This is a genomic window from Paenibacillus sp. J22R160 (assembly GCF_059692135.1).
In genome coordinates this window covers 139,447-164,555 of sequence record NZ_JCAUAU010000007.1, presented here as the reverse complement: position 1 = coordinate 164,555, position 25,109 = coordinate 139,447, and the positions used below count along the sequence as shown (strand labels likewise).

Annotated in this window: 28 protein-coding genes; 11 read left to right on the top strand and 17 right to left on the bottom strand. The window is 47.9% G+C overall.

Annotated elements, in window-relative coordinates; genetic code table 11:
* The first annotated feature begins 109 nt into the window (after positions 1-109).
* The 4 genes from AC58UW_RS17630 to AC58UW_RS17615 all read left to right on the top strand — a co-directional run bounded on the left by AC58UW_RS17630 (position 110) and on the right by AC58UW_RS17615 (position 2,812).
* Positions 110-343 carry a hypothetical protein gene (locus tag AC58UW_RS17630; protein ID WP_497421926.1) on the top strand — a complete coding sequence of 78 codons (234 nt, stop codon included), beginning with the start codon at positions 110-112 and terminating at the stop codon, positions 341-343.
* Positions 344-432: 89 nt separating this feature from the next.
* Positions 433-1,074: a thiamine diphosphokinase gene (locus tag AC58UW_RS17625; protein ID WP_497421925.1), complete on the top strand. Its 642-nt coding sequence runs from the start codon at positions 433-435 to the stop codon at positions 1,072-1,074.
* A 118-nt stretch (positions 1,075-1,192) separates the two neighbouring features.
* On the top strand, positions 1,193-2,281 hold the full coding sequence (locus tag AC58UW_RS17620) for a polysaccharide deacetylase family protein (RefSeq protein WP_497421924.1): 1,089 nt from the start codon (positions 1,193-1,195) through the stop codon (positions 2,279-2,281).
* A gap of 81 nt (positions 2,282-2,362) precedes the next feature.
* Positions 2,363-2,812, top strand: coding sequence for a PilZ domain-containing protein (locus tag AC58UW_RS17615; RefSeq protein ID WP_497421923.1), 450 nt, complete (start codon positions 2,363-2,365; stop codon positions 2,810-2,812).
* On the opposite strand, the gene AC58UW_RS17610 is transcribed toward AC58UW_RS17615, so the two are convergent.
* The 5 genes from AC58UW_RS17610 to AC58UW_RS17590 form a co-directional block, all read right to left on the bottom strand.
* Complete coding sequence (locus AC58UW_RS17610) at positions 2,805-3,296, bottom strand: GAF domain-containing protein (RefSeq protein WP_497421922.1); 492 nt, start codon at positions 3,294-3,296, stop codon at positions 2,805-2,807. The two genes, AC58UW_RS17615 and AC58UW_RS17610, sit on opposite strands and share 8 nt — an antisense overlap.
* A gap of 103 nt (positions 3,297-3,399) precedes the next feature.
* Entirely contained in the window at positions 3,400-3,630 is a 231-nt protein-coding gene (locus AC58UW_RS17605; protein WP_497421921.1) for a hypothetical protein, read from the bottom strand.
* Between the two features lie 185 nt (positions 3,631-3,815).
* On the bottom strand, positions 3,816-4,505 hold the full coding sequence (araD, locus tag AC58UW_RS17600; protein WP_497421920.1) for an L-ribulose-5-phosphate 4-epimerase: 690 nt from the start codon (positions 4,503-4,505) through the stop codon (positions 3,816-3,818).
* 140 nt (positions 4,506-4,645) lie between these two features.
* Positions 4,646-5,875 (bottom strand): S-layer homology domain-containing protein, encoded by a 1,230-nt coding sequence (locus tag AC58UW_RS17595; RefSeq protein ID WP_497421919.1) that lies wholly within the window; start codon positions 5,873-5,875, stop codon positions 4,646-4,648.
* A gap of 246 nt (positions 5,876-6,121) precedes the next feature.
* Entirely contained in the window at positions 6,122-6,571 is a 450-nt protein-coding gene (locus AC58UW_RS17590) for a hypothetical protein (protein ID WP_497421918.1), read from the bottom strand.
* A gap of 298 nt (positions 6,572-6,869) precedes the next feature.
* Here AC58UW_RS17590 and AC58UW_RS17585 point away from each other — a divergent pair, with 298 nt between their 5' ends.
* The 3 genes from AC58UW_RS17585 to AC58UW_RS17575 all read left to right on the top strand — a co-directional run bounded on the left by AC58UW_RS17585 (position 6,870) and on the right by AC58UW_RS17575 (position 10,236).
* A complete protein-coding gene (locus AC58UW_RS17585) occupies positions 6,870-7,436 on the top strand; it encodes an RNA polymerase sigma factor (protein ID WP_145667779.1) in 567 nt (188 codons plus the stop codon).
* The gene (locus tag AC58UW_RS17580; protein WP_497421917.1) at positions 7,423-8,712 is read left to right on the top strand and encodes a hypothetical protein; all 1,290 of its coding nucleotides are present in this window, start codon (positions 7,423-7,425) and stop codon (positions 8,710-8,712) included. The genes AC58UW_RS17585 and AC58UW_RS17580 overlap by 14 nt, the downstream gene beginning before the upstream one ends.
* A 138-nt stretch (positions 8,713-8,850) precedes the next feature.
* Positions 8,851-10,236, top strand: a complete 1,386-nt coding sequence (locus AC58UW_RS17575; RefSeq protein ID WP_497421916.1) for a MerR family transcriptional regulator — start codon at positions 8,851-8,853, stop codon at positions 10,234-10,236.
* Between the two features lie 79 nt (positions 10,237-10,315).
* Here AC58UW_RS17575 and AC58UW_RS17570 read toward each other — a convergent pair whose 3' ends face one another.
* From AC58UW_RS17570 to AC58UW_RS17560, 3 genes are all read right to left on the bottom strand, one after another.
* Entirely contained in the window at positions 10,316-11,833 is a 1,518-nt protein-coding gene (locus tag AC58UW_RS17570; RefSeq protein ID WP_497421915.1) for an HD domain-containing phosphohydrolase, read from the bottom strand.
* A 111-nt stretch (positions 11,834-11,944) separates the two neighbouring features.
* Complete coding sequence (locus AC58UW_RS17565; protein ID WP_497421914.1) at positions 11,945-13,390, bottom strand: flotillin family protein; 1,446 nt, start codon at positions 13,388-13,390, stop codon at positions 11,945-11,947.
* Positions 13,391-13,429: 39 nt separating this feature from the next.
* The gene (locus tag AC58UW_RS17560; RefSeq protein WP_497421913.1) at positions 13,430-13,957 is read right to left on the bottom strand and encodes an NfeD family membrane protein; all 528 of its coding nucleotides are present in this window, start codon (positions 13,955-13,957) and stop codon (positions 13,430-13,432) included.
* 186 nt (positions 13,958-14,143) lie between these two features.
* Here AC58UW_RS17560 and AC58UW_RS17555 point away from each other — a divergent pair, with 186 nt between their 5' ends.
* The 4 genes from AC58UW_RS17555 to AC58UW_RS17540 all read left to right on the top strand — a co-directional run bounded on the left by AC58UW_RS17555 (position 14,144) and on the right by AC58UW_RS17540 (position 17,364).
* Positions 14,144-15,703: a copper amine oxidase N-terminal domain-containing protein gene (locus AC58UW_RS17555; RefSeq protein ID WP_497421912.1), complete on the top strand. Its 1,560-nt coding sequence runs from the start codon at positions 14,144-14,146 to the stop codon at positions 15,701-15,703.
* 117 nt (positions 15,704-15,820) lie between these two features.
* Positions 15,821-16,153 (top strand): hypothetical protein, encoded by a 333-nt coding sequence (locus tag AC58UW_RS17550; protein WP_497421911.1) that lies wholly within the window; start codon positions 15,821-15,823, stop codon positions 16,151-16,153.
* A 738-nt stretch (positions 16,154-16,891) separates the two neighbouring features.
* Positions 16,892-17,092 (top strand): cold-shock protein, encoded by a 201-nt coding sequence (locus tag AC58UW_RS17545; protein WP_028555458.1) that lies wholly within the window; start codon positions 16,892-16,894, stop codon positions 17,090-17,092.
* A gap of 71 nt (positions 17,093-17,163) precedes the next feature.
* Positions 17,164-17,364, top strand: a complete 201-nt coding sequence (locus AC58UW_RS17540) for a cold-shock protein (RefSeq protein WP_161406717.1) — start codon at positions 17,164-17,166, stop codon at positions 17,362-17,364.
* 127 nt (positions 17,365-17,491) lie between these two features.
* Here the strand turns inward: AC58UW_RS17540 and AC58UW_RS17535 are convergent, their stop codons facing one another.
* The 9 genes from AC58UW_RS17535 to AC58UW_RS17495 all read right to left on the bottom strand — a co-directional run bounded on the left by AC58UW_RS17535 (position 17,492) and on the right by AC58UW_RS17495 (position 25,100).
* Entirely contained in the window at positions 17,492-17,872 is a 381-nt protein-coding gene (locus tag AC58UW_RS17535) for a YflT domain-containing protein (protein WP_497421910.1), read from the bottom strand.
* Between the two features lie 78 nt (positions 17,873-17,950).
* Entirely contained in the window at positions 17,951-18,115 is a 165-nt protein-coding gene (locus tag AC58UW_RS17530) for a DUF1328 domain-containing protein (protein WP_497421909.1), read from the bottom strand.
* A gap of 81 nt (positions 18,116-18,196) precedes the next feature.
* On the bottom strand, positions 18,197-18,730 hold the full coding sequence (locus AC58UW_RS17525; protein WP_497421908.1) for a DUF1003 domain-containing protein: 534 nt from the start codon (positions 18,728-18,730) through the stop codon (positions 18,197-18,199).
* A gap of 200 nt (positions 18,731-18,930) precedes the next feature.
* Positions 18,931-19,788: a CheR family methyltransferase gene (locus AC58UW_RS17520; protein ID WP_497422025.1), complete on the bottom strand. Its 858-nt coding sequence runs from the start codon at positions 19,786-19,788 to the stop codon at positions 18,931-18,933.
* Between the two features lie 5 nt (positions 19,789-19,793).
* Positions 19,794-22,589: a CHASE3 domain-containing protein gene (locus AC58UW_RS17515; RefSeq protein WP_497421907.1), complete on the bottom strand. Its 2,796-nt coding sequence runs from the start codon at positions 22,587-22,589 to the stop codon at positions 19,794-19,796.
* Between the two features lie 94 nt (positions 22,590-22,683).
* A complete protein-coding gene (locus AC58UW_RS17510) occupies positions 22,684-23,499 on the bottom strand; it encodes a PPK2 family polyphosphate kinase (RefSeq protein WP_497421906.1) in 816 nt (271 codons plus the stop codon).
* A 13-nt stretch (positions 23,500-23,512) separates the two neighbouring features.
* A complete protein-coding gene (locus AC58UW_RS17505; RefSeq protein WP_497421905.1) occupies positions 23,513-24,280 on the bottom strand; it encodes a sigma-70 family RNA polymerase sigma factor in 768 nt (255 codons plus the stop codon).
* Positions 24,277-24,735: an anti-sigma B factor RsbW gene (gene rsbW, locus AC58UW_RS17500; RefSeq protein WP_497421904.1), complete on the bottom strand. Its 459-nt coding sequence runs from the start codon at positions 24,733-24,735 to the stop codon at positions 24,277-24,279. The genes AC58UW_RS17505 and rsbW overlap by 4 nt, the downstream gene beginning before the upstream one ends.
* A complete protein-coding gene (locus AC58UW_RS17495) occupies positions 24,732-25,100 on the bottom strand; it encodes an STAS domain-containing protein (protein ID WP_497421903.1) in 369 nt (122 codons plus the stop codon). The genes rsbW and AC58UW_RS17495 overlap by 4 nt, the downstream gene beginning before the upstream one ends.
* Between the last annotated feature and the right edge of the window lie 9 nt (positions 25,101-25,109).

Genomic DNA, 25,109 nt, shown 5'->3' with positions numbered 1-25,109 from the left:
ACCTGTGTATTCCGTATATGACAACCTTATCATTCTACATGATTCTACTCATAATTTCCTCCACCCTTGGAAATGGTATGGATAAGCAACAGGAAAGGAGGAATACGGCATGGCTAGAGACAAAACAATGGAACCGATGACAGGCGATATTGTGGAGACAGACGGTATTTATGCCAATGAGGCAGGGCAAGAGGTTACCCTCAAACGCGGTGATGAATTTCCTGCGGACCTCGTGCTGGGCAGAACGACTTGGGAATTGCAGGGCTTTGCGGAAGAAGCCGAGATTGATCACGACCAAACGGAGCTTAATCCTATGCGCAAGCGCGTTGATAACCGAACTTAATCTTAGAACCGGGCTGCTAGGATGCAGCTCGGTTTTTTGCCTCAATATGGTATACTAAGGGGATGATATTAAGCGCTGGGGGAACAAGCATGAACAGGAACCGAATAATTATTGTAACTGGCGGTACGCTTGGCGATTGGGCTCTAGGTGTCATTCAAGAAAACGACGTGCTAGTTGGCTCTGACCGCGGTGCCTTGTATTTGATTCAGCATGGCTATAAGCCTCATATTTCACTCGGGGATTTCGATTCAGTAACAGCTGAAGAGTTAAGCCTTATTCGTTCTTCAAGCGTTTCGTTTATTGAATGCGATCCTGTACATAAAGATTTGACCGATACAGAAATGGCCTTCAATTGGGCTCTTGCTGAGCAGCCTGAACAGATCATCCTGCTTGGTGCCCTGGGCACTCGCTTTGACCATTCGCTAGCTAATGTGCATCTGCTTCGCAAAGGTACCGAGCTCGGCATTGCCTGCTCCATTATCGATGCCAATAACCAAATTATCGTTATGAATCAAACGACCCGCATTGAACGCGGAAGCTATCCGCACATCTCTCTGCTTCCGCTTAGCCTAGAAGTTACAGGTATTACACTCCACGGCTTCGCGTATCCGCTTCATCAAGCGACGCTAGAGGTCGGCCAATCCCTCGGGATCAGTAACATACTCAAGGAACCGGAAGGTCTCATCGAGCTTCAGACAGGCCTCCTCCTGGTTATTCAAAGTAAAGATTAACAAAGCTCTATATTTCCAGTAATCTCTTCTACGGATTAGGTATAATTCTCCCAACCATTGCTTACAAATAGAGTAATAGAATATTCCAAATATTCCTCTAGAGATGGTTGGTGTGCCTATGAGCTTTCGAAGAAAGGGAATCCTGTTGTATTCGTTATTTATCGGGATTTTCACGATATTGCTGTTGCTCTTAGTTAGCTGCCTTCCCGCCGCGAATTACGGGACTGAAGAGGCAGCCAACATAGCGGCTTCCTACACAAACGAGGCTGCTGCCGACGTGCAGCCAGAGCTCCCCGCTCTGCAAGCGGACGGGCCTCAAGTAGAAGCCGATCCTGTTACGGTGCCTGATGCGGTGTCTGATGCTTCGTCTGGTGATTCGCCTAGCGTTGAACCTGGCGCTGTACTCGAGCAAGATTCCAACGCAGGGCATACCCTGTTTCTTCCACTCTCCGTGGACACGAAACCGGCTCCCCCCTCCGTTACCACGAACACTTATGTCCCGATCGTTCCGCCAAAGAACACGGGCAAGCCTTCGTCCAAAGTCAGTATTCCCGTGCTCAACTACCACAGTGTAGCGATCGATCCAGGGAATATTGTCGTCATAACACCGGATAAGCTGGCAGAGCAAATGGCATATTTGCACGATCATGGTTACACCCCGCTCTCACTTGAGGCATTTATTCGTCTCCTGGAAGGAGACAAATCCGAGAAAGCCCCAGAGAAGCCGGTGCTGCTTACATTCGATGACGGCTACATCGATAATTATGAGCAAGCTATGCCGATTCTGGCTAAATACGGGTTCCCTGCCACTCTCTTTGTGTCCCCAGGCATGACGGAACAGGACGGCTATCTCAATTGGGAGCAGATTAAGAAGATGCAGGCAGGAGGCTGGGATATTCAGCCGCACGGCATGACGCATCCTCACCTACCCAAGCTGACGGCGGATGAGCAGGCGTACGAAATCGTAGAAGCCAGAAAGCTAATTGAGAAGCAGCTGGGAACGAAAGCCGATGTTTTTTGCTATCCGTATGGCGAACGCAACCAAACGACGCTTAAGCTTCTTAAGCAGCACGGTTTTCGATATGCTTTTACAATCGATCAAGGATTGGCGACAAACGAGCAGTCCCCTTTCCTGCTTAAACGGCTTTTTGTTAATGGCGAGGAAGATTTACAAACATTCGAAGCCAAGCTCCTTAAGCTCAAATAAGGGGCTTTTCTTTGTAGATATACGGTTCAAAACATCTACTTTTATAGTATAATATGCCTATTAATTAAGAGGAGCATCTCCATGTCACATCCAAATAAACGCTCCAGTTTCAGGCTGCATCTCCAAATACCCTTAACCGCCCTATTCAAAATTATAGGGATCAAGAATAAAGCTGCCGACACGAAGCATTCCAAAATCATGATAAGGGATATTAGCGCAGGCGGCATTCGTATGCACACACCTTTGAATCTTCCTACCGAGATGAGCTTGCTATTGGAATTTACTTTCCATCTGTTTCATCAAGAAATGAAAGTACTAGGCATCATTAAACGAAAAACGATGCTGAAGCCCTCCCTCTATGAATACGGGATTGCATTCAGCATCGCAGATCCGACTATCGAACAGCAGTTGACTAGTCACCTGATTATGTTAGGTTCTCGCTTAAGGCATACCAGCGTGCTGGCAAGCTGCAGTTTTTGTTCTGATGATGATATGGAAGATATTTATTCAATGACCTACGACATTACATAGCAGCAGCGAGCGCCTGCACGAACTGCTCCAAATAGCGTTGATCGAGTTCATCAAACCGGTTGAGACTAGGGCTATCAATATCCAGCACACCGATCAACTCATCGCCGTGAAGGATGGGAACGACAATTTCCGATTGCGATGCGGCATCGCAGGCGATATGACCCGGGAACGCATGAACATCCGGTACAAGCACCGTTTCCCGAAGCTGAGCAGACGTACCGCAAACTCCTTTACCTAACGGGATCCGAACGCATGCCGGCAGCCCTTGGAAAGGCCCCAGAACGAGCTCTTCCTTCTCTTGCGTCTTGTCCACCAAGTAGAAACCTACCCAATTCACATCTGTCAGGAACTGTCCGAGCAGCGCCGCTGCATTCGATAAATTGGCAATTCGGTTCGGTTCATCATCTATCAATGCTTTAACCTGCTGAATCAGCAAGGTATAATTCTCTTCTCTTGTTCCTTCATAACCTGAATTTGCAAACATGACTTATCATCCTTCTTCCCCTTAACATTCTTGCTCTCTCATCATACCAAAAAGTGCACATTTCCGCCAAAGGATAAGATTTACTTCACCACCCGCCCTATGTTCAGTTGACAGCGGCTTCCTTACCTAAATCGAATCGTTCCCTTGGTAGCGACGGCGAGTGGGTGGATGACTTATAAATAACGCCGATTACTCCTGCTATTTCCTGCGATACGTCCACTTTTATCCAATCAACTGGATTTTCTACCGCTAATTTCAGCGAGTTCACCCGATTTGGGGTAGCTGATGATGATTTAGCTGGAGTTTCTACCGCTATTTCGTTCCCTGCTGCCAAGCAGCATAGATTAACGGTAGAATATCCATCTATTTCAGATGAGGCGCCTGCCTTAATGGGTAGTTCCCATTCCTTGCTCCAAGGTCTGATTATGCAAGCAAACAGCTAACTAAAGGAGCTGTAATCCACAAGGGAAACTCAAAAAAAGGACAGTCAGCATTCGCGAGATGCCGACTGTCCTTCGTTTATTGTTGCCCGTAATACGCGTTAACTCCGTGCTTTCTCAGAAAGTGCCGATCCAGCAGCGTTTGATCCATAGGCTGGATCACTGGGTTCAACTGGAAGGTGTGGTAAGCGATCTTCGCGACCTCTTCCAGCACGACTGCGTTATGCACCGCATTGTGCGGGTCCTTTCCCCAGCTGAACGGGGCATGGCAGTTCACCAGCACGCCCGGCACCATCGCCGGGTCGAGATTATGGAACGTCTCGATGATGACGTTGCCCGTCTCCAGCTCGTAGGCTCCATTAATTTCAGCCTCCGTCATGAGACGCGTGCAGAGGACTTCCCCGTAGAAGTAGTCCGCATGGGTTGTGCCCAGCGCAGGGATGCTTCTCCCAGCCTGCGCCCAGCTTGTCGCCCATGGCGAATGCGTGTGGACAATCCCGCCAATGGCCGGGAATGCGCGGTACAACGCCAAATGGGTCGGCGTGTCCGACGAAGGCTTCATCGTGCCTTCCACGATTCGGCCTTCCAGATCGACGACAACGAGATCTTCGGCCTTCAAGTCCTCGTAGGGCACACCGCTTGGCTTGATCACGACAAGCCCTTGCTCCCGGTCAATCCCACTGACATTGCCCCACGTAAATGTTACGAGCCGATATTTGGGCAAATCCAAATTTGCTTCCAGTACCGCTTGTTTCAAATTCTCCAGCACGTGTCCTCAACACCTTCCGAATGAAAGTACGTATAATGTACTATTATACACTTGTACGTACATGTTATCTAGATAGTGGGGAGATAAAGTTTAAGGTGTACAACTTGTATGTACACCTCACTCTTTTATGCCGTTAATGATTAAGTATGTATAATTGAAAAAATAATGGTTTTGCCATCCGGCTCAAGCCGCGTCTCCACGGAGAAACTGCCAATTTGCTTCGTCGTTGTTTCCAATACGCCCTTCGCCGCAGCGCGCTCACACGCATCTGTGAATTGGCGATAGAAGATGTCCGCATCATAACCAAACAGGAAATCCGTAAACTTTCGGATGCTTTCTATATTGCGGGCCAGTGTCCCCTCCTCAAGGCGAACCGTTACGCCATAAGTCGAAAATTGAGGATCTAGCCACAGCGAGGCCTCATTACTGTTACGCACACCAGCCGTCGCCCCGTTCACAGCGAGCGCTTTGGCATCCGCGTCCCGGAACAGGCGGAGTGTTGTTTCTTCCAAATCATAATTCGTCCCCCGCAGCTTGCCTGCATCCTCCATCATGCTATAGGCGTCAAGCATGCGCTGATCAGGGAATATGAGCTTTTTGTAGCTGCCATCCTTGGTTGGAACGACTTTAATGAAAGCGCCTCCCTCGTTTTTTACACTGATCCGCTTGGACTTCGTCTGCAATCGAGTAATAATTTGCAAAGCTTCCGCACGGGTCACATCACGACCCACACCAAAATATCCGTTCGGGTATCCTTCCATAATCCCCTTCGTCATCGCTTCGCCGATAAATTTCTGCTGTCTGGACGTCGCACTTTGCAAATCGCCGAATTGGGAAGCTGCTTTGAGGCTATACACCTCATCTTCCAAATACTCGGTTTCCTTCAGCAAATAATACAGAATCTCAGCTACGTCCTCGCGTTTTAGCTTCGACTTATAATCAGTGAACTGTCCTTTACTAATGAAATGAAGATCGCTAGCCAAATCCAAGTACGGCTTTGCCCAATACCCGACCGTACTTGGCTTAAACGTGAAATCCCGATAATCCTGCTTCAAAATGCTCTGATTGCCCGCGCTTAATGCTTGCAAAAAGCTTGATTTCCAATTGCGCTCGCCATTCGGAAACTTATCGGTAAACGCAAGTAAAACGATTTTCACAAATTGATCAGCCGTCACTGCATCATCTGGCCGAAATGTCCCATCCGGAAAGCCGTCCAGCAGCCCCTGCTGCGCCATCTGGGTAATCGTCTGCTCAGCCCAGTGACCACGTATGTCTGTCAGGCCAGCCGCTTCACTTTTTGTTTGTCCAACCCCTATGGTCATTACACAGCAAACCACTGCTATGGCTATCCATTTATTCAACTGCCCCATGTTAAGATTCTCCGCTTCTCTACAAATTTTTTGACACCAACTTGTACCATTCTCTAGGATAAGGCTTCTATTAGCCTTTGAGAATAGCCTTAAAGCCTTGTAAAGAGCAGTGCCAAGCACTAGCAGGCTTGGGTCTATAGCCGCAGGGGCCGGCTTGAATAAGAGCAGCTGACTCCGTCTTTCTGCATACCAAAAAGGACCATATCTTCTACACACGTAGAAAATATAGTCCTACTATTCCAACGCTTAGCCGAACTTTCTGCCAGCGCCTACAGTTTTCATTGAATTATAGTATCGCAGCCAATCGGTTATGTATAACATTTTCGTTAAGAAGTCCGGCGCGCTCCCCTGCAGGTAAGCATACTTCTCCTGCAGCAGCAGCTGATGCATCTCAAAGCTCTTCAGAAACACGGCTTTCACAAAGGCCTCTTCTGTTTGCGGCTTGTGAAGATCCGTTCCCCGAGAAAGCTCAATCTCCTCAAAAATCACGCCTCTATAGTAAGGATGCACATTGACTTGTCGCCCCATATCCACGTACGCAAGACCGGTATACTCAAAAGGCAGCCAAATTAAGTTCGTCCTTTTATCTTCCAGTTTAACGGTATACACTAAGCCCATATTCAAAGCAACGGGTTGAGGGTAATTATTAATGACACCGGAACGCAGGTGATCCATGACATGCTCAACGAAATTCATCGTGTTCTTCCTCTCCGAAGGACCTGATTTACATGCAGGTTCCTTCCTACATATTGCGTGCTAATGCCTTATATTGTCAAGACTGCAATTCACATTCGGCCTATTATTTGCATAAAAAATACCAATAACTGCGATTCTAGATTCCGACCTATCTCTTTCCCCAAATTTAACTTCATTCTCCGACTCTTGCGGCAATATCCTTTCGAATGTTATAGACATGGGATTGTGCCGTAAAATATTTTGGGCGTTTTGCGAACTTTTTCTATCCTGCAAGCGTCTAATTCAGTGAGGTGAGAGAATGGAGACGACCGGTGTCCATGTATTTGAGTATTTAAAGTACGTATCTGAAACGACAGATCAGAAAGTAATTCTTCGCAATTTGATGGAGACCTATGGAAATGACGTTTGGAATTACGCTTTCAGCATTTGCCGCAACTCAGATTTAGCTGATGATATTGCCCAAGATGCCTTCCTAAAAGTTTATCGCAATCTTACTACATTCCGCGGCGAGGCTTCGGTTAAAACCTGGCTTCTTACGATTACACGCAATACAACTTATGACTATTTACGCAAAGCTTTCTGGCGCAAAGTTACCCTTGTTGGCTTCATTCAATCAGCAGGTACATCGAACTCCGCTGAAACAGAAGCCATGGAGAAATTATATGCCAGTGACATTTGGAAAAAAGTAATTTCCCTGCCTCCGAAATATAGGGAAATTCTTATTTTGCATGCCCACTATCAGCTCTCAACGAAAGAAATGGCGTCTATACTTAATATTTCGGAGGGAACCGTTAAATCACGGCTTCACCACGCCAGACTGAAGGTGGTCAAATTGAAGGAGCGTGAGGCTCTTGAACAATCCTGATCCGGATGATTTACGCAAACAATTGGAATCAGGACCGCTTGAGCGCCCCGGCTTTACTACCAAGCTTCAGCGTGACATTGAAGAAGCGGTTGAGCGCAAAGAACGAACGAAGCCAAGGATCAAACCCGTGCTTTGCTTCGTAGGCATCGGTGCGATCGCGGCCGCAATCATGCTTTTCCCTTGGAATACGCTACATACCCAAAGTGACGCCGCACCTGCAACAGATGCAGCAGTCACAGCAACAGCAGCGTCCTTAAGCCTCTCTCCTGCGCCGATTACCACGGCTCTGCTGATTGGCTTAAGGACCGAGCATGAAGCTGCCAGCGAGCCAGGGCGCGTACTGAAACCCATGCGCTATAGTACCTATCGCACGATGCTGATCGCACCTGTTCGCGGGCAGCTGCAGAAAACGTCCGAAGGCACAGGAATTCTCATGCCTTATAAGCAAAACTTCTGGAAAATCGATTCGCTGGTCCATCGAACCAAATCGGATGAATTTCACTATTTATCCGCTCATTTGGCGGATCAGCCCGTGAAACCCGAAGCTTTCCCAGATCAAGAAAACGAGCAGCTCAATCGGACTGAAACCCTATTGTTTGCGGGGAATCAATATGTGTCTATTGCCGAGTCGGAACAGACTTTGCGAGGCGGCGCACCCTATCAGGCGGATCGCATCTGGGTCCGCACCCTGCCGCAATTAAAAGAAGGCCACACCGTGCAGTTCTACAACAAACCGGTGGACAAGAATCATGTGTCTATCGCCGATGTCTTCGGCACTAACACGAACATCAACGGCGTGCTTGCAAGTATATCCAGCAGTTTACGCGGCGAGGTCTCTGGCCAAAGCTGGACGGTTCAGCGCGAACCGGGTCACTGGGTCGGCAAGGTCGCTGAAACGCCGCGTGCTACGACCGCAGCGGCAGTACCAGACAGCTACGCGCTGCATGACTTCCCGCGAGAGCTGCCCGATAAGGTCGTCAACCACGACGATCTGTGCTGCAACTGGAACGGGATTCAGTCCTCCTGGCCGCAAGCGACCGACGCTCTGACTTCGCCGATGAACGATATGCTCGTCATCTTTGAGGACGGCAAGCTCAAGTTCTATCCCTACGGCCAGGCACCAGGCAATGATCCGCAGCTCATGCTGGATCTGCTCCCCGGCGAGCAGCTTGTCATGGCGCAGTGGGCCACAGATCATTACGTCGAGGAATGGATTGATAAGGTTGGCCAATATTTAGCACCAGAGATGGATAAGCGTATGCCGTCGATTGAATAAGCATGTGAAGGATCCGTTCACCAGATACTGGGAACGGGCCTTTTTTTTATTGTCATTTGTTTCATGTCCTGAATACAATGTTACAGCTAAATGCCTAAGCCTAAAGAACTTAAGCCGAAAGGATGACGATAAAGGACAATGAAAAGATCATATAAGCTCACTGAAATCGCTGGTAAAATTGGAAAAACACGTGCATCTGTCGTAGAATGGTCCAATCACTTTCGCGAGTTTCTTCCGATCGTAGCTGTTGACGGATCCCTCAGGTACACAGAAGAAGCCATCGAAATGTTTCGGGTCATTGCCAGAATGAAAGATGCCAACAAGCCACTTAGGTTGATTAAAGAACAGTTACAGGAAATGCGCGATAAGGAGGATCTCACGCTTCCCAAAGAAATACAGTCTGCGCCTCCTGTGTCCCCTACTATTTCTGGCTCCAATTTACCTACGCCAGCTGTTAACAAATCGAGCTCGCAGTTTAGTAATGACACATTAGAATTGCGTAATTCGGTGCAGCTCCTCAAGCAAAAAATAGAATCGAATAAAACACCAGAAAAGTTAAAGGACTACACAGATAACCTCAATCAGAAGGCAAGTATAGCATCAATTGCGGCTGGCAAGGCTTCATCACCAGTTATGGATCACTCCAACTTTCAGTTCGACCTGTTAAGTCATAAATTCACAGAGCTAAGTGCCATCGTCCACTCTCTCATGCAGAAGGTCGTAAAAACGCCAGAACAAACAAGTAGTGAAGAAAGCTTGATAACCACAGTTGAAGCATTGAATACGCGATACCAAAGTGTTTCGGATGAAATATCGGAACTGCGTAATGAGATCCAAAGTCTTGCAAAAGAACAAGAACAAGCAAAACCCGAAGTTTCGGAGACGGACCTCAAAAGTGACATACTTTCCGCTGCAACGGAGCTACTGAGTCCACAATTCGAGGGAGTTTCTGAGGAAGTACAGAAACTGGGCAACCGATGTGATGCCCTTACGGAAGAAGTAACGGAGCTGGGCAGCGTCAATCAGATTCTCGTGAACAAGATAGCTGAGCTAATTGAACAGGACATCCGAAGTGAAGTTGCTACTACAATTGAATTACTGCACAAGCAATTTGAAGGTGCTTCTATTAAAATAAAAGGACTTCAGAATGTGATCCATATCATCCAGCAACAAATAAAAGAAGCTTCCGAGCAAGACATCAAAGGTGAAATTCTCAATGCCACAACGCAGTTACTGAATCAGCAGTTTGAAGGCATTACCGGGGATGTTACGGAACTGAAAGCGGCTTCAGGTTCTCTCATGAAACGAGATGATGTCATTTCTGAAGAAGTCATTGAACTCCGTCACGCGATCCAAATCCTCACTCAGAATGTTACTGCGATAATAGAACACACCAACGATAAACAGTCTGAATTGAAAGAAGATCTAAACAAAAAATACGAGGACATGTTTCAAAAAATGACCGCACAGCAACGATTACTTGATAAGATTGCCGAATTCTTAGGCTATCCGGTCATTAATTAATCGTCATTGATTGCATAAATAATAGAGCTTTCACGCTGTTAGCGGGCTCTATTATTTATGCTCTTGCTGTTTCATGCGGTCAGCTTACATTGGATGTCATTTTCGCCTGATTCGAGCTCATGAAAACATCAATAAACGTCTGCGCATATCGGGGATCCCACTGCGTCCCCTTGCCTTCCGCGAGAATGGCCATCGCCTTCTCAACAGCCATCCCCTTCCGATAGGGACGATCGGAGGTCATGGCATCGAACGCATCAGCTACCGCAATAATGCGCCCAAATTCCGGGATCTCCTGGCCTTTCAGGCCGTCCGGATATCCCTTGCCGTCATAGCGCTCATGGTGCGAGCGCACGCCTGGAAGCAAAGGCGCCATCGCCTCCGCCGGCTCTATTTGCTTCAAAATCGATTCGCCCAGCACCGGATGCCGCTTGATTTTCTCAAACTCCTCCTCCGTCAATCGACCTTCCTTCAGCAGCACATCATCGCGCACGCCAATCTTCCCTATGTCATGCAGCAGCGCTGTTTTGTTCAGTAAATCAAGTTCCTGCTCGCTTAAAGCGACAGCTTTTCCAATTAGAAGGGAGTACTGAGCGACGCGTGTGGAATGCCCTGCCGTATAAGCATCTCTAGCATCGAGGGCTGCAGCTAAGGTGGAATAATAGCTCTGCAGCAGCTGATTATTCATGCTCTCCCGCGCTTCAAGCCCTTTGACCATATGATTAAAGCCCGCAACCAGTCTTGAAAATTCATCCGAATATAGATCCGAAGCCCTAACCTGCAAATCCCCGGATTGCACTTCTTTCATCGCCCGATACAAATCACCGATAGGCTGTTGAATATCTCTATTCAACATGCGTGCCCCAAGAGAGGAGAACCCCACGCCAAGCAGTAAAATAATGCCCGCCCACTTCCAGTAATCCACCGTAAAATCCGACGACTGAGAGATAAGACGAATTTGCGTCGCTAAGCTAAATAGAAACAGCGGCATCGTTCCAATCAAGAACGCGCTCAGCTGGAATTTACGTTGAATGGAAACAATCACGCGCCCATCCAAAGAGACATCCTCGCCGTAAAGGCGCTGACCGACCTCGCGTATATGTATAAGAACCGGCCGGATCGCCTGGGATGTCGTGAAAAACTCAAGCAAAGCATGCATGCTCGCCACAAGCACGGCACCGATTCCGGCAAGCCCAATGTAATATGCCGGCAGTGACAGCCAGCCCATCGCAATCCCGATGGACGCCATCGTCATGGCTGGAATCGATAGCCCCAGAAAATGCGGACCCAGAATCCGTTTCACGGAGAGTGCAGGAAAGCGGTGCGTTTGCAAATAAGCGCCCCGGATGGTTGTTAGGTCCGGAGCCTCCTGCTCCAGCAGGGCCCGAATCGGTTGCATGTGCCGGCGAAACACCAGCAGCTCCGCCAACAACATTACACCTAGGGAAATGGTCATGATGAAGAAAATACGCACCAATTCTGCATTCGAAATGGATAATGTCGTTGAAATAATGACCCCGCCCACCACAACAACAGCAATACCCGAGCCTATGATATAGTTGCGGATCAAATCTCGCAGAAACCTTTGGTAGATAATCATGATGGATGCCTCATTTCACTCTAAACTTAGTCCCTATTGTATAGCAATTCGACTCTTTACGCTTATAAAAAAATGCCCTCAGCCCTAGGGGCCAAGGACAATCAATTAGATTCATTCCGTTTCCTTATTCAAATTAGCTGCAATGTCCTTGCCAAGGAAGGCGCGCGCGAGCTCCGTCACACTCTGACCTGTTAATGTCTGAGTAATTTCAGGCACTTGAGCGATCATTTTGACAATGTCGCCTGTAATCTTGTTCACGCCAGATGTTGCGCCGTCTTGGGAGATCACCGTGATTTTGTCCACGTTGCTCAGCGGCGCAGCAATCTTCTCCGCTAACTCCGGCAGAATGCGAAGAATCTCTACTGTCACTGCCGCCTGCGTGTACTGCTTGTAAGCCTCCGCCTTCTTCTCCAGCGCCTCCGCTTCAGCGAGACCTGCCAAGCGAACGACTTCCGCATTCGCTTTCCCTTTGGCGAGCTCCGCCTCGGCCGTCGCTTCACCGCGCTTTCTCGTCGACTCGGCATCAGCCTCGGCTTCGAGAATTTGCCGCTGCTTGCTCACCTCGGCGCGCATAATCGCAGCCTGTTTCTCCGCTTCGGCCGGCTTAATGACGGACGCCTCGAGTTCCTTTTGCTTCAGCTCAACTTCAATCTGCCGAACGGTCTTATTGGCTTCAGCTTCCATCTGCCTAATCCGCACCTGTTCCGTCACGAGCGATTGCTGAATCTGTTTCTGCTTCAACTCATAGGCCAAGTCCGCTTCGGCCTGCCGGCTCGTCGTTTCCTGTTTGAACTCCGCTTCCCGCATGCTAAGCTCTTTGCGATACTGCGCTTCTTTCGCCGATGCAACCGTTTCGGCCTCGATCTTAAGTTGGTGCGCTTCCGCTTTGCGAATAGCTGATTCTTTTTCCGTATCGGCTTGTCGGATCTGAATGTCACGTTCGACCTCAGCTCTGGCAATGCTGGCGCTTTTACGGATGCGTTCTACTTCCGGCACGCCAAGGTTCTCAATGTAACCTTGATCATCCGCCACACGTTTGAGGACGAACGAGATCAGGCTCAGCCCCATTTTATCCAAATCCTCCGAGCACGTTTCCCTCATCTTGCTGTTCAACTCATCCGGATTCTTAAGAATAGATTCCACTGTTAATTGTCCTACTAAACCGCGCAGATGTCCTTCTACGGAATGAAGAATCATCATTTCGCGTTCCAACAGCGTATGATCCAGAAATTGCTCGGAGGCCGTGCCGATCGCAATTGGGTCGCTTTGAATTTTGATCTGGGCAACCGCCTCAATCTTGAGTCGTATCCCCTGCTGGGAGAACATCGGCTGATCGGGCTTGACGTCGAAGCTCATGAGCATCATGGAGATCGTTTTGAAGCTCTGAAAGCCTGGGATGACGAACGTTCCCCCGCCCTGTACGACGCGTTTGCCGCCTAAACCGAACACAATCATCGCCTCATTCGGCGGAACTTTCTTATAAGCTCTAACAATCGTAGTAAGTAAAATGAAAACAACAACCACAATCGCAGCAACCGTATACAAAATCGTTAACATAATCGAATAACCTCCCGGAAGTTAGTAGTACCCTCAAGCCTAGTCACTAAATTGACTTACTGTAGCAACTCCTTTGTCCACGTGAAGAATGACCACCCTCGCTCCTTTGGCTATCGATTCTCCAAGCTCGGATCGCGCGCTAATAGACCGTTTGGTCCCCTGCATCACAATCACCATCTCGCCGATGCCCTTCCCGTTAATAGGTACAATCAGCTTCCCTAATTGTCCATTGAGCGCAAAATCGCTTTCTCTCATGCTGTCATCATGCTTATAGATGACTTTGGCATAGAAAAGGAAGAACAACCAGCCCACGAAAAGTCCGGCGCCAATAGCAATGAGCAGGACGAGTAAACTGCTGGTCATCCCTACCTCATTCAGCATATACCCCATCCCGCCGAATACCGTTAAGCTCGCTAAAAGGGAAGACAAATTGAAAAAGGACGGTCCCCCATGACCATGGGTTCCTCCGGTATCTCCGTGGACTTCAAAGAAATCGCCGCCAAAAAATGTAACAAGAACAGTAAGTACAAGGCCGACAAAAAAACATACAGCAAACAAAGTCATCATAGACGTCACCTCCTTGTGGCCTCCTTCAGGAAGCATATTCCATCTAATAAATATAGACGAAATTGGTAATAAAAGGTTTCGGTTAAAAAATAATCCGTTTACATGCGAATCCTTCTTCCGTGCATCGCGTATAATTATTGGACGTCTTTTTGTTATTTCTATTAAAACTAAGGAGTAGATTAGATCATGTACAAAAAGAAAATGACTTGGTGGGTATCCGCCGCCATGGTGTTCCTGCTGCTTACGCTGACAGGTTGCCAAGCTGTGCAAGGCTTAGACATTGCAGAGGCGATTAAAAACAGCGCAGCCGTAAAGTCCTCCGAATCCAAAGGAACTCTGCAGATCGAGCTAGTGCCCGGCGACACCTCCAAGCTAACAGCTGAAGAGCAGAAGTCGCTCAGCGCTCTGCAACATGTAAAAGTTGAGCTCACGAACGTGAAAACACAGAACGCACAGCAGATTTCTGCAGACGGTACAATTACATACGGGAAAGGCTCCATCCCATTCAAGCTTGCTGCTGAAGGCACGAAAATTATTTTGAATATCGAAGGTGCGAAAAAACCGATTGTTTATGATCTCTTAGGCGGATCGAATGCAACCTTCACGAAAATGCTGCCAACCGTTATTCAGGAGCAGTTCGGGAACAAAATAGCCGAGATTAAGCCTTCGATTATTGGACTTATTTTAGCGAATACGGCAAATCCTTCGAACATTACGGTCTCAGCGGTTACGGACAAAGTTAACGGCGCTGACCTCTCCCTCCAGCAAGCACATATTGAACTAAACGGCACTGAGCTGGCCTCCCTGCTCCGTAAACTGTTCAGCAATATACTGGCAGACGAAGCTGGATTAAAAGAGCTGTTGAACCAATTGTACGATGCTTTGTCACCTGTTATTGAAGAACAAATCAAGGCGGGTTCCGCAGACTTTGCCTTAAAGATTTTGAGCAACAAACAACTAGCAGTCGGACTCGTATATGATCCTATCCGTGGCTTCCTGGAGAAAACGGCAGCCTCTTTCGAAGAGGCCATCACCGGGGATGCGGAGCAGGGTGTAATGCCCGTTAAAGGCTTGTTTGACGCTAAATCCACGCTGCAAGCTGATATTTACATCGATGCTGACAAATTCATTCGCAAGCAAACACTTGCGGTGAACATGCCGCTTCCGGATAAGGGCACTGGCGTTGCAGGACTTAAACTCTCCTTCACAAGTGAAACTTGGGATATGAATAAGCCAGTTACAGCCGCAACGATTGATATCTCCGGCGGTGCGGTACAAGTTGGAACGGACGCTTCCTCCATCTACCGCGTGCTGGATAACTTGGATAAACAGTCTGCTTTCTACAAACTGCTTCGCGAAGATGTGAAAGTAACGAAGAAGGAAGTTAACTTGAAGCTGACAGATGGCGGGGCTGTTTCAACAAGCGATACACCTCAGCCTTTCATTAACGCAGACAATAAAACAATGGTGCCGGTACGCTTTATTTCCGAAAAGCTCGGCGCTGAGGTTGGCTGGAACGGCGACTTGCAGGAAGTCACCATCAAAGACTTGTTATCCGGTAAGACGATTATCCTGAAACTGGACAGCAAGATCGCGAATGTTGACGGTGCTTCCATCGAGCTGGAAAGTGCTGCAACGCTCCATAATGGATCTACCTTCGTGCCGATTCGTTTCATCGCGGAGTCGCTTGGCGGTCAAGTATCCTTCAACGATGAGACTCGTGTGGTGACAATTAAACGCGATTAGCCCATTGGAATAAACGCATAGGCAAACGCACCTTTTTCGGACGGCTGAATAGTCTGTAGTGAACCTAGGCAATAAGCCTACCGCTACGCGCAGACGTACGAAAAAGGAGCGAAAGCTATGTATATGAATCCGTCGCAACACCCTGGACATCACGGACCCCAAGTTCTTTATCAAGCAGATCCCGACTGGCAACATCAAATGATGCACAAAAGGAACATGATTATGGGTGCTCTTCACCCCCATGTCGGACGTACGATTCGCGTCACAACCTTAGACGGGCATACGCATGAAGGTGTACTGGTGAACGTGGATGGGCACCATGCTTATCTGCAGGTTACCCCGCATGCTCAGCCTCACGGGCACCATAGACCCATTTATACTCCTGCTCAATACAATCAAATTTTGACGTTAGTCCTCTTCGAATTGCTAGTCATTTTATTGCTTGCTTAAGATGAAAGCCCGCCCTCATCTGGTCTATAAAGACCTTGAGGTGCGGGCTTTTTTCAGTTTATAGAGGGAAAAACTACCGTTAATGTGTGCTGCACAGTGGCAGGGAATGAATTAGCGGTAGAAGCTACGTCTAAATCGTCGCCAGCTGGCCGGAATGGGGCGGATTTAGCGAAAATAGCGGTAGAAAATCCAGTTAGTTGGGTAAATTTGGAGTAATTGATGAAAATAGCGGGAGTAATCGGCGTTAATTACATGTAGTCCCTCGCGAGCCGTTCCTCATCTTCCCCAACAAGCCTGCCGTTCTCGACGGCGACCTTCCCAGCCACGATGGTGTAATCCACCGGACGTTTAATGCCGGACATTACCAACCATGATTTGGGGTCTGTCTGCTTCCCTGCAGTTAAATCTGCCGCCTTCCCTACCTCAAGCGAACCGATAAAGTTTCAAGCGAATAGGCTTCCTGGTTCTTCGTCTCAGCGAGGTGCGTGTGAAGCCGTACTCCCTTGGCTCTAGCTAGCTTCGCGCATCATATCTGCGGAACGTTGAATGGTGAGCACGGCGCCAGCACCATCTGCAACTTTTGGCAGCGCGTCAATTAGATTGAAATGAATTTTTCATGAAATTGGAATAAGCTCCCTTCTAATTGGATATATTATCAAAGCTGCGTTAACAAGCTGTCAGGATCTGAATGATCCAGAAGCAATACGCAGGAACAAATTATTGGAGGTTTATGTCTACATGGAAACAGGTACGGTAAAATGGTTTAACGCAGAAAAAGGATTTGGTTTTATCGAAATGGAAGGCGGCAATGATGTGTTCGTTCACTTCAGCGCTATCACGGGGGAAGGTTTCAAAAGCTTGGATGAAGGCCAACGCGTACAATTTGAAGTTGTTCAAGGTAACCGCGGACCGCAAGCTGAAAATGTAGTCAAGCTGTAGTCCTTACCACATATTGCTATACACTGCTTGCGAGTCTGAGTCTGAGTCTATTATGACAAGGAGGAGTTCATATGTACTTTTCAAAGAAATCGATGGAACCTGTGCCCGAAGAGCAAACGAACATTTGGACCTGCAGCACGGAACAGTGCTCATGTTGGATGAGAGATAACTTTTCATTCGCCGAAAGTCCGGAATGTCCGATTTGTCATTCTGCCATGGTCAAGGATTCAAAGATGCTCCCAACCTTATCGAACACAAGCAGCAGGCGATAATTAGTAATTGCAGCCTACGGCAGTACCCGAAGCCCTAATTGTCTCCGTAATGGAGGCGATTAGGGCTTTGCTATTATCTCTATGATAAGGAAAAAGAGACCCGCGAAGGAGTCTCCCTTGTCCATTTTTATAAAATCGTACGTTGAAAATCTGCTTCATCATAGGCTGTGTACTCACTGGAGGGCTTCGCCAGAACAAGGATTTTCCCTCTATCCAGCTCACCTTCCAAACGACTAGCCTCTACATCAGGTACGCCGAGTGCCTTCATCTTCGCCCTAAGCTCATCGCCGCGGGAACGGAAAAGATTCGCAATGGCCGTCAGCATACCTTCCTCCTCCAACGTAATCTGCTCTGCACCCGTATAATTCGCGACGAAATCGGTACCTTCAGCACTGTGCGTCAGTACATAAATGTGTTCTCTCGAAAAGCCTTCCCTGTACAGTTGCTGTACTTTTTCCTGTGCTTCTTGAAGATTAGTTGTCACACTCACTCTTGTGTACGTACTCATGGTAATTCCTCCTCTTTCGAATTCATTTTATTGGGTAAAGCGATTGTTACTGTGGGCTAAATGTAGACTAGTTGCGAACTAGATGCCTCTGCGTCTGCCGAAAATCAGCGATACGACAAACATGATCAGGAATACGAAGAACAATACTTTGGCAATTCCTACCGCCGTTGAAACAATTCCAAAAAATCCGAATACACCAGCTACGAGAGCAATGATTAGAAACATGATGGCCCAACCTAACATAGGAAACACCCTCTTTTCATCGATAATTTGTGTTGCTTGGCTATGATATCTATTAACCGCTTGGCCTTAAAATGAAACACTTTATTGCTTGAAAATCTCTCGCTCCATTCTCTCCAGCCTCTGATCCATCCGTTCGAGCAGCTCTTTCATCTCCATATTCTCCTGTTCAGCCCGATAGTTAATGGCAAAATCAAGGATGGCTTCCTGCTTATCTCGACTCGCCTGGCGATTCTGGCTCATGAGAATAACTGGCGCTTGAAATGCTGAAATGCAGGAGAGTATCAAATTGAGCAGAATGAACGGCGGCTTATCGTAGGCAAAACGCGTCAGATTGAGCGCCATCCAGCTCACCAGAAACAGACCGAACAGCAAGATGAACGTCCAGCTTCCGCCGAAAAGCGCGATACGATCGGCAATGCGGTCCGCCCAGGACGACTTTTTGGCCTGCTGCTGCGTCAAATGCGACTTGATATTCCCTTGATACTCTCGAACCATAGAGGTAATCCGGGTTAATTGCTCTATGTTAAGCTTGGCATGCGTTTCGCTTTCCAACTCTTGAATCAGTTTGTCGGGCATGCGCTCATTTGGAGATAGATGATCATCTTCTGTGCTCATTGTGGATCCCCTCTTTCTTGTGATTTATAAACATAGTTTAACCGCCGCAGCTGCAGGCGAAACAGGCGTGGTAGAGCGGACCGGCAGAGCTTCGAACGATGTTTCTCATCGTTGGGTGGCCTCTGCCTCGGCGCTCCTGGCTACGGCGCAGTTACAAAATAAAACCACTCACGACGATACCCTCATCGTCTTAAGTGGTTTTATTTCTTACGGTATATACGTTCCTGCGGCACGTACTCCTCATATTGCACACCTTCAGGCACGAAAAGGATGGACTCTTTCTTGCCTAACCCCAGATACCCTCCCTTTACTAAGCTCCCGTGAAACAGGCTGTGTACCTGTGTCTGCAGCTTATGATCGAAGTAGATCATGACATTGCGGCACAATATCACATGGAATTCGTTAAAAGAGCCGTCCGTTGCCAGATTGTGCTGCGCAAACATCAAGTTATCCTTCATGACCGGCTGGAAATAGGCATACTGATGATCCGTTGTGTAATATTCGGAGAAGGCTTTGGTCCCGCCAGAATCCAAATAGTTCTTAGTGAAATATTGCATCTGCTTGAGCGGAAAAGCCCCTTTTTGCGCGGCGTCAATCGCTTTCTCGTTCATATCCGTTGCGTAGATCTTCGTTTTCTCCGCCAGTCCCTCTTCCTGCATTAGGATCGCCATGGAGTACACTTCCTCCCCCGTTGCGCAGCCAGCGTGCCAGATGCGAATTTCGGGATAGTGCCTAAGCTGAGGCACGACCCTATTACGAAAAGCACGGAAAAAGCTAGGATCCCGGAACATCTCGGTGACGCGGATCGACATGTCATTCAGCAAGCGATCCACGAAGCCAGGCTCATGCAGAACCTTCTCCAATAGCGCGGTGACATTCGGCAGCTTCTCTGCTTTCATACGATTAAGAATCCGCCTCCGTAAGGAGGAACGGACATAGTGGCGGAAATCAAACCCGTACATTTGATACAGGCCTTCTAAGAGGAGATTAATCTCAATGTTTTGCCGTTCATCCTCGTAAGGCGGCTTCTCCAAATCAACTGGCTCCTCCACGGGCATATGATTCAATGTTTCTTCACCTGCTTCGTTAGCCATACACGCATGAGCGAAAATAGCTGATCCATATTTAGCGGCTTCGTGATATAGTCGGAAGCGCCGGCCTCCATACATTTCTCTTTCTCACTTTTCATCGCTTTGGCCGTAAGGGCGATGATCGGCAGCTCGCGCATGTGCAGATCTCCTCGAATCGCCTGCATGGCCTCATAACCGTCCATGACCGGCATCATGATGTCCATCAAAATGAGATCGTAATCGTCCTCTTCGCTTAACATCTCCAGGGCATCTTTCCCGTGATCCGCCACATCCACGGTAACTCCCTTCGTCTCCAGCGCAGTAACGAGCGCGAAAACGTTACGCGCATCATCGTCGACGAGCAGCACTCGTTTGCCGTGGAACAATTGCGCATCCGAATGAATGATTTCCACGTCGGAGATGATCGTTTCAACCGGCGCAACGTCAGGACTCGGCTCCACGGCTTGCGTGGAAATAATCGTTCGCTCCTCAACGGCTGCGGCAATTTCTCCCTGATGAGGGTCATGATCAGGCGTCTCCTTGTTCTGCTCCGTTTCGATCGCGTTAGGCACGTAGAGCGTAAACGTACTGCCTTTGTGCACCTCGCTTTTCACAACAATAGAGCCTCCGAGCAGACGCGTAAACTCGCGGCAAATCGATAAACCAAGCCCTGTTCCGCCGAATTGGCGGTTTGTTGTGCCATCCACCTGGCGGAACGCTTCGAAAATGACCTGCTGCTTGTCGATGGGAATCCCGATACCGGTATCCGTAATCGAGATCGCAAGCACCTTTTCTGCCGGGTCCCTGTGCAGGAGTTCCTTCACACGAACGGGGTCGGCAAGCGCTATTTTCATCATAACGGAGCCTTTTTCGGTAAATTTAAACGCGTTAGAGAGCAGGTTCTTCAAGATTTGCTGTAGACGCTGACCGTCCGTCTGAATGACATATGGCACATCCGGTTCTAATATGACGTCGAAATCAAGCCCCTTTTTCTCCGCAACCGGGGCAAACATCAGCTTCATCAATTGCGGCAGTTCGGTCACATTGAAATCGTCCGTCATTATCTCTATTTTGCCCGCTTCGACTTTGGATAAATCTAGAATATCGTCAATCAGCGCCAGCAGATCTTTCCCTGCGGCATTGACCACGCGTGAGTACTCCACAATCTCTGACATTTGCAAATCGCCGTTATTTTCCGCGAGCATCTGGGACAAAATCATGATGCTGTTCAGCGGCGTCCGCAGCTCGTGCGACATATTTGCAAGAAAATCGGATTTGTACTGGGAGCTTGTCTCCAGCTTAAGCGAATAATCCTCCAGCTCGTCTTTCGCTTTCTTTAATTCCAACGCCTTTTGCTCAGAGAAATGGTTCTGCTCCTCTAAGAACTCGTTGGTCATGCGCAGCTGTTCCTGCTGCATCTGCAGCTCCTCAGACTGAGCTTGAAGCTCCTCGGATTGTGCTTGGAGCTCTTCCGTCAATATCTGAGACTCGGATAGCAATCGCTCTACTTCCATGCGGCTGCGCACATTCGTAATAGCCGAACCGAATTTCTCCTGCAGCGAATCAACCAAGGTCAAATGCTGAGCCTGGAACGTATGAAGAGACGCTAACTCGATTACTGCCTCTGTGCGGCCATCCACAAGAATAGGCGCTACCAGCAAGGTGCGAGGGACAGAATCACCTAAACCGGACGTTAGTTTCACATGATTCTCTGGCAGATTATCGATTAGGAAAATACGCTGATCCATCGCACACTGACCTACCAAACCTTCCCCCAACCGAAAAACAGCCGCGGAAGGATCCTTCCCTGACGCCGCGTACCCTGCTATTTTCACATAGCGAGTTTCCTCCCCGACATGTTCTCGAAGGTAGACAACCCCATATACACTGTCAAGCATTGGCGCCAGCTTGCTTATAAAGGTTCCACCCAAAGAGCTGATATCATTAATCCCCTGATACAAAGTGGCGACCTCGGCGATATTCCTTTGAATCCAGTTTTGTTTCTCCAAGTCCCCCAACATATCATTGGTGGCCTCTGCCAGCTCCCTGATTTCATCACGGCTGGTCAGCTCAATTCTTGACGCCAGATTCCCTTCGGAAGATGTAATGTAACGAATCATTCTAGTAACTTGCATAATCGTGTTCGTAATAGAGTTAGATAAGATGAGTGCTACGACTATAGCAAAAATTGAAATGACACCCAGAAGGGTAAAAAGAATAATTTTAAGATTTTTGTTGCTTTGAGCAAGCTGCTCGGCTCTATCCGTCGTCAGCTGCTTTTCAGCTTCTAGAAAAGAATCAAACTGTGTGCGCAGTTGATCCATCAGTTTCTTTCCTGAGTTTTGCTTAAAATATTCGTCAATTGCCGCCTGTTTGTTTTCTTTCTTCAATAAAATCACATTATCGCCAGCCGTGCGGATCCAGCTTTGGATCGTTGGCTTAATTCGCTCTAAACTCTCCTTCTGAGAGGTGTTATAGCTGACTAACTGCAGAAGTTTATTATAATTATCGAGCCATGTTTTGTTGGCTGTATCGTAGGGTTCCAAATACTGAATATCCCCTGTAATGATGTAGCCCCGCATGCCGGTTTCCATATCGACCATATTTTTTTGTATTGTATAGATAAGATCGTGCGCTTCCAAATCATGGCTGGAGACGAAATCCACTTCCTTCTGCAGCGAGCTGACTCGACCGCTCACAATGAGAAGGGCAATCCCTAAGCATATGATAATAAATACATATCCCATTATAATTTTTGCACGTATATTCATACGAAAAAATTTGCCCATAGCTGCCTCCTAGTACAGTTCATAGAGAACGTTTGTTAAACATTCTACTATTCTAACTATACCATAAATGCGGAGATAGAGAGAAAAACTACATCTATTCCTGTAGTTTTTCTAGTATTAAATCAAGCCCCGGATCGGATTCCGGATAGGCTAGATTCATGCTCTCTAGTGCTTCTACGGCGATTTGCAGCACAGCCCAATCCCGGTACCAGCGGTGATTAGCCGGCACAATGTACCATGGTGCCGATTCAGAGCTGCAATGCTTAAATACCGCTTCATAGGCTTCTTCATATTCGGCCCATGACTCCCGCTCTACCAAATCATTCTTGTCAAATTTCCAATGCTTTGTAGGGTCTGTCAGCCGATTCCGCAGTCTGGCAAGCTGGAAATCCTTCGAGATGTGGAGAAAAATCTTCACGATTTTCACGCCGCCGCTCTCTAACAATTTCTCAAAGCGGTTGATATGCTTGAATCTGCTCTTTACTTCCGACTCGCTAATCCATTTATGGACTCTCGTGATGAGCACATCTTCGTAATACGAACGAATGAAGGCCCCGATCATCCCTTTGGCAGGGGCAATCTGATGAGCGCGCCATAAGAAGTCATGCGCAGTTTCCTCTTCCGTAGGCGCACGGAAACTGTTCACCTTAAACCCCTGCGGATGCAAGCCTCCGAGAGCATGCTTCACTAAGCCGTCTTTACCGCTGCAATCCATTCCCTGAATGACAAAGAGAACGGATTGCTTCTTCCCGGCGTACAGCTTATTTTGCAAATCTTCCAGCTGCTCTTTCAAGCGCTTCATTTCAGCTTCTGCTTCTTCCCTTTCATGTTTGGCCCCTGTAGCATTAGGGTCGATACTCGCTAAACGGAATTTTTTTCCGGATTCTAATTTAAAATGCTGATTTGGCATAGGGCGGCCTCCTCTAAGGATTAGGTGTAAGTACTGCCTTCAACTTTAGTATTGCCCGCTTCTGAATGCGGGAAACACTCATCTGGGATATCCCTAGCTGATCCGCAATTTGACGCTGTGAGAGCCCTTCCTGATAGATGAGATGAATGACTTTCCTCTCCTCCTCTTTCAAGCAGGTCATCGCTTCTTCCAAATCCATTCGTCTTTCCAGTGATTGATACTCGTCGGTCGACCCGGCAATCATATCTCCGATCGTCGCACTGTCGCCTTCACTGTTAAGCGGTGTATCCAGCGAGGTGTAATGATAATAGTCACGGCCTGCCAGAATTTCTATGGTCTCTTCCGTGCTCAGCTCCAAATAAGCCGCCATTTCATCGATATTCGGCGAACGTTCGAGCTTGACGGTAAGCTCATCCAAAGCACGCTGGACGAGAGCTCCTTTTTCCTTAATTCGTCGCGGAACCTGTATGTACCATGACTTGTCACGCAAATAGTTCTTCAGGTGACCGATCAAGCTCTTCATTGCATAGGCTTCAAAAGGAGTATCCAGTGTACTGTCGTACTGGGTGAACAGCCGCAGCAAAGACATCTGCCCGACTTGAAACAGATCTTCATATAAATCAGGACGGCTCCGTGACATCTTGCCGACTGCCATACGAACGATAGGTTCATAGTGCAGCAGCAGTGCCGTAGCCGTCTCTTGGCAAGCTGTCTCTTTGTAAATCTTCATTTTCACATACATCTCATATAGAGGCTTGGAGGATGATGCATTCACATTCATACCATTTCCTCTTTTCTATTCATCTGCCCTGTTAGCTGCTTCTTCAAAACAACCTGAGTGCCTTTGCCGCTATCCGTTAACACCTGCACTTCGTCCATTAAAGCCTGCATGAGGAACAAACCTAACCCTCCCACCGCCGCTTCATGAATGGATTTATGATGCAGAGCAGCGGCATCGGATTCCGCTTGCACGTAATGAAAGCTATTCCCTTCATCCTTGACGCTAATTTGCAAAAATCCGTCCTGCTGCTCGTACTGAATCTCAATGGTTCCTGACTGCCCTTGCTCATAAGCATGCAGGATTGCATTATTACACGCTTCTGCTACAGCAACCTTCATGTCTTCAATATCTTCAAAGGAGAAGCCCGCTTTAGAGGCTACACCGTATAACGTAAGTCGAACAATATCCAAATATTCCGCTTGTGCCGGGATCGTAAGGCCGATGTATGGGTTCATATAATTTCTTCTTTCCTTTCTGCTCTGCCATGATTATGCATTTGCAGTTCACCGTCCACAAAATAGCGGGCAATGCCCGTGATTTCAAATAAACGCTGAATTCTGACGGGAATATGCTGAATACGGAAGGATGCGCCCATCGCAGCTCTTACTTTGAGCACCGAGACAATTAAACCTATCCCTGTGCTGTCAATATAACGTAACTCTTTAAGGTCTAAGGTTAAGTGCTGATCGCCCTCGGAAACGACAGAATCCAGGACGGCCGCAAGCTCAGATGCTGCTGACAAATCAAGCTCCCCGCTTAAGTATATAATATTTTCTTCCCCATTCGATTGCTTATAAACTGTAAATTTACGTATGTTCACAAAGATAGC

What these genes read in the sequence shown, in the direction of transcription:
- AC58UW_RS17615 (WP_497421923.1), top strand. Translation starts at nt 2,363, where the DNA reads ATGTCACATCCAAATAAACGCTCCAGTTTCAGGCTGCATCTCCAAATA.
- AC58UW_RS17550 (WP_497421911.1), top strand. Translation starts at nt 15,821, where the DNA reads ATGTATATGAATCCGTCGCAACACCCTGGACATCACGGACCCCAAGTT.
- AC58UW_RS17620 (WP_497421924.1), top strand. Translation starts at nt 1,193, where the DNA reads ATGAGCTTTCGAAGAAAGGGAATCCTGTTGTATTCGTTATTTATCGGG.
- AC58UW_RS17575 (WP_497421916.1), top strand. Translation starts at nt 8,851, where the DNA reads ATGAAAAGATCATATAAGCTCACTGAAATCGCTGGTAAAATTGGAAAA.
- AC58UW_RS17535 (WP_497421910.1), bottom strand. Translation starts at nt 17,872, where the DNA reads ATGAGTACGTACACAAGAGTGAGTGTGACAACTAATCTTCAAGAAGCA.
- AC58UW_RS17545 (WP_028555458.1), top strand. Translation starts at nt 16,892, where the DNA reads ATGGAAACAGGTACGGTAAAATGGTTTAACGCAGAAAAAGGATTTGGT.
- AC58UW_RS17625 (WP_497421925.1), top strand. Translation starts at nt 433, where the DNA reads ATGAACAGGAACCGAATAATTATTGTAACTGGCGGTACGCTTGGCGAT.
- AC58UW_RS17590 (WP_497421918.1), bottom strand. Translation starts at nt 6,571, where the DNA reads ATGAATTTCGTTGAGCATGTCATGGATCACCTGCGTTCCGGTGTCATT.
- AC58UW_RS17515 (WP_497421907.1), bottom strand. Translation starts at nt 22,589, where the DNA reads ATGGGCAAATTTTTTCGTATGAATATACGTGCAAAAATTATAATGGGA.
- AC58UW_RS17560 (WP_497421913.1), bottom strand. Translation starts at nt 13,957, where the DNA reads ATGATGACTTTGTTTGCTGTATGTTTTTTTGTCGGCCTTGTACTTACT.
- AC58UW_RS17530 (WP_497421909.1), bottom strand. Translation starts at nt 18,115, where the DNA reads ATGTTAGGTTGGGCCATCATGTTTCTAATCATTGCTCTCGTAGCTGGT.
- AC58UW_RS17525 (WP_497421908.1), bottom strand. Translation starts at nt 18,730, where the DNA reads ATGAGCACAGAAGATGATCATCTATCTCCAAATGAGCGCATGCCCGAC.
- AC58UW_RS17570 (WP_497421915.1), bottom strand. Translation starts at nt 11,833, where the DNA reads ATGATTATCTACCAAAGGTTTCTGCGAGATTTGATCCGCAACTATATC.
- AC58UW_RS17555 (WP_497421912.1), top strand. Translation starts at nt 14,144, where the DNA reads ATGTACAAAAAGAAAATGACTTGGTGGGTATCCGCCGCCATGGTGTTC.
- rsbW (WP_497421904.1), bottom strand. Translation starts at nt 24,735, where the DNA reads ATGAACCCATACATCGGCCTTACGATCCCGGCACAAGCGGAATATTTG.
- AC58UW_RS17610 (WP_497421922.1), bottom strand. Translation starts at nt 3,296, where the DNA reads ATGTTTGCAAATTCAGGTTATGAAGGAACAAGAGAAGAGAATTATACC.
- AC58UW_RS17565 (WP_497421914.1), bottom strand. Translation starts at nt 13,390, where the DNA reads ATGTTAACGATTTTGTATACGGTTGCTGCGATTGTGGTTGTTGTTTTC.
- AC58UW_RS17595 (WP_497421919.1), bottom strand. Translation starts at nt 5,875, where the DNA reads ATGGGGCAGTTGAATAAATGGATAGCCATAGCAGTGGTTTGCTGTGTA.
- AC58UW_RS17630 (WP_497421926.1), top strand. Translation starts at nt 110, where the DNA reads ATGGCTAGAGACAAAACAATGGAACCGATGACAGGCGATATTGTGGAG.
- AC58UW_RS17505 (WP_497421905.1), bottom strand. Translation starts at nt 24,280, where the DNA reads ATGAATGTGAATGCATCATCCTCCAAGCCTCTATATGAGATGTATGTG.
- AC58UW_RS17520 (WP_497422025.1), bottom strand. Translation starts at nt 19,788, where the DNA reads ATGCCCGTGGAGGAGCCAGTTGATTTGGAGAAGCCGCCTTACGAGGAT.
- AC58UW_RS17585 (WP_145667779.1), top strand. Translation starts at nt 6,870, where the DNA reads ATGGAGACGACCGGTGTCCATGTATTTGAGTATTTAAAGTACGTATCT.
- AC58UW_RS17540 (WP_161406717.1), top strand. Translation starts at nt 17,164, where the DNA reads ATGTACTTTTCAAAGAAATCGATGGAACCTGTGCCCGAAGAGCAAACG.
- AC58UW_RS17510 (WP_497421906.1), bottom strand. Translation starts at nt 23,499, where the DNA reads ATGCCAAATCAGCATTTTAAATTAGAATCCGGAAAAAAATTCCGTTTA.